Below are 5,277 nucleotides of genomic sequence, written 5' to 3'. Positions count from 1 at the left end.
AAATAATGGCTTTCATAGATATCTTTTATGTATAAATCAACTAGGTCGACGTTAAGACTTGCTGATAATTTTAGGAGGGTGTCGATACTTGGCTCCTTTATAAGGCCATTTTCTATTCTAGATATGGACCTGCGGCTGATACCTGAAAGATATGACAGATCTTCTTGGCTTAGTTTTTTGTTTTCTCTAATTTTTATAAAATTATTTCCAAATTTATAAATAGACATAAAATATTTTCCTTATGTTAAACGTATATTTGTTATTAGCATTATTATAACACATTACATCACTATGATAAAATATATTTGCTATTTCCATACTAAAAGACTCCGCTTAATTTGCGAAGTCAGATTTCTTTATTTTCCTTATTAAAATTATCAAAACCACAAGCAAAACTAAACTTGTTACAATACTTCCTTCAATCCCGAAGCTACCTCCTGAGATTATTGTTGGGCCAGTTAGTTTTGTGTTAAATAAGTTTACGCCTGTGGAACTGTTGCCTGAAACTGTGATGCCGTAGATATTGGCCATGGTCATATTCCAAAAGGAATGGGCTGCTCCTACCAAGTATATGGAGTCTTTCAGGTAAAATATTAGGGAAAATACCAATCCCATTAAAAACACATTTACAAGGGCTAAAACACTAAAACCTGTATTTCCCAAGTGAAATATGGAAAAGATTAGGGAGTTTGCAATAATTGCTACTTCAATTTTTCCTCCCGCTGCTAGTTGGTTCATCAAAATTGACCTAAGGAGAAATTCTTCTTCAAAACCTTGGATTAGCCAGGCTATCACAAAAATTAGAAAAAGTTTTAAGTTAAAATCACTTAGGTTTGGTGTAATTTCTGCAAAGCCACTTAGGTTTAAGATTAAAACTATGAGGCTTAAAAGGCCAAAGCCCAATAAAATCCCCTTCCCATAATTTAAAACTTTTTTATTATCTACTAGGCCCAAGGATAAGTTGCTTCTTTTTAGGATTTTTCTTGCAAATATGTAGGCTAAAATTAAAGTTATGGCTGTTGAGTAAATTATTAAAAGGAAAAACAAGTCATTGGTGTCAAGGTAGGTCCAAAAACCATCGAGTATTTCTATATTTTGACTAAACTTTAGGATTAAACCTAAGAAGTACTGGGGTATTACTACCAGAAGTGAAAGGATGACGGTAATAATAACCGGGTTTAGGTCGCGGGATTTTTCCCTTGCCTCAAGTATGGACTTATTTGCTCTCATTTGACCATATCCAAGGCTCCGCCTAAGATGGCGTTTATAAAGTCTCTTGATTCATAGATTTCATAGCCAAAGAGTTTTTTCTTTAGGAAAATCTTCGCATCCATACTTTTTACCTCAGCCCCGTCCTTAGAAAGCTCCTTCATATAAGCTTCATGCTGGGCTTCTTCTTCGAGGTTTTTGACCTTGTCGAAACTCTTTATATAATTCACATTCGAAATCTTTAGGGTTACTTCCATGCCCCCATCTATGGAAAGTTTGTTTAGGACTTTTATATCGAGGTTTTTGAAATTATTTCTTATAAAATCTTCTTGTTTTTCGCTATCATCTGCGTAAGACTTTTTGAGGACTTCAAAAATTACATCGAGCCTATCCATGTTATCTTCCATAAAGGCCACATCATCCGTTTTAATTGCCTTTTCTATCCTATCTACAGTCCTATCTACATTGTGAGAAAGACTTCTCACTCCAAAAAACACCGCTGCAGAAAGCAGGATAAAGATTAAAATATAGGGTCCAAAGGTCTTTCTTCTACGCCTTTTTTCCCTTGCACGACTTCTTTTCTCCCTGGTTTTTGGATTTCTATATTCTTTTTTTTCACTTCTTTTACGTCTAGCCATAATTCCACCCTTTAAAATATTATACCATTTCTGTATTTTTATGATATGATAAATATATGAAGTATTTTAAAAACAAATTTGCAGCAAGCATCAGCCTTTTAGCCCTCACAGGCCTTATTTTCAAGGCTTTTATAGCAAAAGAGCTTGCCCTTGATGAAAATTTAATAGAAAGAGCTTTCACTTCCTATGTCCTAGCCTATCTGTCCTTTAAGATTTCCTATATGGAAACAAGGAGGGTCGCTCTTATTTTTATACCCCTCTTAGTCCACAGCCTAACTATGGCCCTTGTGGTAAGATCTGGCTTTGCTCCTGAGATTTTTAGGGACATGATTGATATTATCACCAGTCTTTATAGGCTCATGGTTATGGTGGGTGTATTTTTTATCCTGGAGCTTAGTTTTAATAAGATCCTAGGTAACCTTGCCACATCAGTCCTTGGAGGAATTTCTCTTCTAATATTCCTTGCCATCGTTTTCACCAAAAAACTAGAGGTCCTAACCCCTTATAAGGATTTTTTCCTTTATTTTAGTTTTTATGTAATGGCAATAAGGGCAAGGTCCGCCCTAAGATTAAATCCAGCTCTTTTAGTCTTTGCCCTAGCCCTAGTTGTCGGCGAAGTTTACCTAAGGGAAAAATATATAAAAATCGACTATGGATTTTTCTTATCTATCTTCCCCCTAGCCTACCTTTCCTTAAAAACTATCCCAAATGAGCAAGACTTTGAATTTTTAGACTATATAATTTTTGCTCTTATCTATATTTATCCGGCACTTTTTGTAATAATAAGGGCAAAATTTGCCATAGAAAGCCTTGCTATTTCAATAATTGCCCTCCTAGCCTCCTATATACTAGGAGAGGCGATTTATAAGATCAAAAACACCTATCTTTCTTACTTGCTTTTAGGAATAAATTAGAATTTTAGGGGCCATTTGGCCTCTTTTTATATGATTTCCTTTAAAAACATAGCTACAGCTACTACTGCTATAGTCTTTATGATAGATAGGGTTTTATCTTTGCCGTATTTTTCTATTAAAATTTTTGACAAAAATTCCATTATTACTGTTATTATCAAAGTTATAATAATTATTTTTAAATATCTCATTTTTACTCCTTATTTTATTTCCCAAGCCACTGTAACTTCTCCCCTGATGCGCCACCAAGGAATATTTTCCAGGGTGTTTTTCCTCATATGATAGGGATCGTTTGTCACAAAAGAGTTGTTTTTATAAGAGTCTACCACCATATAGTGACCAGCATTTATAAAAGATCCTGGACCTACTCTAACTACTATAGGGTTATCCTTAAGAGCTTGGATAAAGGCATCCTTTTGAACTGGTATATCATAGGATTTTAGACCATAGGCTTCAACACCTTCTATAAAATATTGCCAATCAGTTCCATCCCAAGATGCATAATCCCTTGCAACAGACATGGTATTTGTAGGATAAATATCGTTGGTATTTAGCTTTCGATTTAAAACCATGGCCATAGCAGTCGGTCCACAACCTAAGCCTGCCATGGTGCCTGATGCGTAAGGCCTAGCTGACCGACGCCTATCAAGTTGGCTAAAGTAGGGAGTCTTTCTCATAAGATTTTGAGAAAATCCTGGAGAAAACTTTCCTCCAGTGCCCCTTTTTAAGTAGGCGTGGGCGACCTTGTGTTTAAATTCCGCCTCTCCTCTGCTATTTATATAGTAAAGCTTGTGGTCAAAGACCTTGTTTACATTTCTTAAAAGTCTTAAGCTTCTCTCATGAAAGGCATATTTTTTGCCATTTATAGTTACAAGACCTTCGGCAGGTTTTCCATCTTCAAAATAATACCTATCACCAACCCATCCTTTGGCATACTTACCATTAGTAAGGCTTGCTTCACCATACTTATTGAAATAATAATTTTTGCCATTAAAAACTCTATTTTGTTTCCTAAATATAGACTCATCCTCGTCAAAACCATAGGTGATGCCATCTATGTTCTTAAGTCCCTTTGTGTAGCCTGTTTTGGGATCATAGTAGCCAAGCTTGCCATTATAATAATCCCAACCGATATAGTGAGCTACACCTTTATCATCTACATGGATATTTTCGTTTTTAAAGGTTTTGTTTTTTATCATCTGGCCGGTTTCTTTATCAAAATACCTTCGAGCCTCTCCTGTATCTGTAAGTCCTTTAGCCTTAGATCCGTCCTTATTATAGTGGTAGACATCTACCCTTGTGCCTTCGTCTTTTGGCTCTGATATTTTTTCTGGAGCCTTTAACTCCCCTCCCTTATCTTTAGGAACAAAGTCTTTTGACCTATGTTTTACCCTATCAAAGTCAGGATGCTTATCAAAAACCGTATCTAGGTCTGTAGCATCATAATAAACTATGTCTTCTGCAGCGTGGGCTATATTTATGCTAAGAGCTGCCGATAGAAGAAAGCTTGTTAGCAGTAATTTCTTTTTCATTTTATCCTCCTTAATGGTAATAATAATTTTGTGGACAAAATTTTTATGATTCTCACAGTTTTTCAAGCAAGTAAAGCTTGCGAAGCAAAACTGATGAGAAACCTTATGTAATTTTTTCATAAGAACGCGACGAGTATAATGCTAGCAAAAAACATTACGTACTTTACACCCCAGCCTTGGATAGGGTGCTTCATATCTGCAAAACACCAGACCTACCAACCGTTTCGTCTCCTCGAGCCGACGGACTAGTTTTAAAACGGGGTTAGGGCTTCACAATTTTTCAAGCAAAATTTACGAAACAGAAAGATTGCCCTCTTTATGATATTATATCAAATAAGGCTTAGTTTAGGCAAAAGAATAGCAAAAGAAAAATCCCGACAAAGTCGGGATAAAACAGAATATTTTTAAGGGGAGTTAGGTTTATTTGTTAGAAGACTCCTTGGCCAGATCTATGTTTTTCTTTAGTTTAGCAAGTTGTTCTTCTGTTGTGATAGCTCCTACCACATCATCACCTACGATTTTGCCGTTTTTATCAACTACGATTGTTGTTGGGTAGGCAAATACGTGGTCTAGGTATTTTTTAATTTCACCCTCGTTTTTAACACCAAGAGCTTGGTAGGTAGGTTTATTTTCGTCAATTATTCTCTTAAAGGCATCCTTGGTTGACTCGTCATACTCTGCGTCTGTACAAAGGGTTACAAAGTTTACCTTTTCGTCTTTTTTAAGCTCATCTGCCACACCATTTAGCTCTGGCATCTCCTGGATGCAGGCAGAACAACCTGTAAACCATAGGTTTACAACGGTGGCGTCATAGTCTTTGAAGTTTTCGTCAGTAAAAGTCTTGCCGTCTTGGTCTTTGGCTTCAAACTTACCTAGGCTATCTGGCTTTTCGCCTTCTACTTGTGGCATTTCGATTGGGGTATCTGTGTCAGTTGTAATTTGAGCACCTTCTGGCATTTGAGCCTTGGCTGCTTCTACAGCTTCTTC

The 5,277-nt window shown here is 36.3% G+C and carries 7 protein-coding genes; 1 reads left to right on the top strand and 6 read right to left on the bottom strand.

Annotated features, from left to right (window positions below; all coding sequences use genetic code 11):
* From Q0410_RS06885 to Q0410_RS06875, 3 genes are all read right to left on the bottom strand, one after another.
* A partial coding sequence (locus tag Q0410_RS06885; RefSeq protein WP_299034752.1) for a helix-turn-helix domain-containing protein occupies nt 1-227 on the bottom strand: 227 nt, incomplete at its 3' end.
* 106 nt (nt 228-333) lie between these two features.
* Entirely contained in the window at nt 334-1,230 is an 897-nt protein-coding gene (locus tag Q0410_RS06880) for a CPBP family intramembrane glutamic endopeptidase (protein ID WP_299034750.1), read from the bottom strand.
* Entirely contained in the window at nt 1,227-1,847 is a 621-nt protein-coding gene (locus tag Q0410_RS06875) for a hypothetical protein (RefSeq protein ID WP_299034748.1), read from the bottom strand. The genes Q0410_RS06880 and Q0410_RS06875 overlap by 4 nt, the downstream gene beginning before the upstream one ends.
* A 56-nt stretch (nt 1,848-1,903) precedes the next feature.
* Between Q0410_RS06875 and Q0410_RS06870 the strand changes: the two genes are divergently transcribed.
* Nucleotides 1,904-2,761 (top strand): hypothetical protein, encoded by an 858-nt coding sequence (locus Q0410_RS06870; RefSeq protein ID WP_299034746.1) that lies wholly within the window; start codon nt 1,904-1,906, stop codon nt 2,759-2,761.
* A gap of 26 nt (nt 2,762-2,787) precedes the next feature.
* On the opposite strand, the gene Q0410_RS06865 is transcribed toward Q0410_RS06870, so the two are convergent.
* From Q0410_RS06865 to Q0410_RS06855, 3 genes are all read right to left on the bottom strand, one after another.
* Nucleotides 2,788-2,949, bottom strand: coding sequence for a hypothetical protein (locus tag Q0410_RS06865; protein WP_299034742.1), 162 nt, complete (start codon nt 2,947-2,949; stop codon nt 2,788-2,790).
* 9 nt (nt 2,950-2,958) lie between these two features.
* Entirely contained in the window at nt 2,959-4,290 is a 1,332-nt protein-coding gene (locus Q0410_RS06860) for a C39 family peptidase (protein ID WP_299034739.1), read from the bottom strand.
* Nucleotides 4,291-4,710: 420 nt separating this feature from the next.
* Nucleotides 4,711-5,277: TlpA disulfide reductase family protein (locus tag Q0410_RS06855; RefSeq protein WP_299034736.1), on the bottom strand; the 567-nt coding region annotated here is incomplete at its 5' end.

Origin of the sequence: uncultured Anaerococcus sp., from assembly GCF_937934665.1 — a bacterium.
In the GTDB taxonomy this organism is placed as follows: Bacteria; Bacillota; Clostridia; order Tissierellales; family Peptoniphilaceae; genus Anaerococcus.
This window is presented reverse-complemented; position numbering and strand designations above follow the sequence as displayed.

Bases quoted from the DNA above. Each gene is read 5' to 3' on its own strand.
- Q0410_RS06875 (WP_299034748.1), bottom strand. From the start codon at position 1,847: ATGGCTAGACGTAAAAGAAGTGAAAAAAAAGAATATAGAAATCCAAAA.
- Q0410_RS06880 (WP_299034750.1), bottom strand. From the start codon at position 1,230: ATGAGAGCAAATAAGTCCATACTTGAGGCAAGGGAAAAATCCCGCGAC.
- Q0410_RS06865 (WP_299034742.1), bottom strand. From the start codon at position 2,949: ATGAGATATTTAAAAATAATTATTATAACTTTGATAATAACAGTAATA.
- Q0410_RS06870 (WP_299034746.1), top strand. From the start codon at position 1,904: ATGAAGTATTTTAAAAACAAATTTGCAGCAAGCATCAGCCTTTTAGCC.
- Q0410_RS06860 (WP_299034739.1), bottom strand. From the start codon at position 4,290: ATGAAAAAGAAATTACTGCTAACAAGCTTTCTTCTATCGGCAGCTCTT.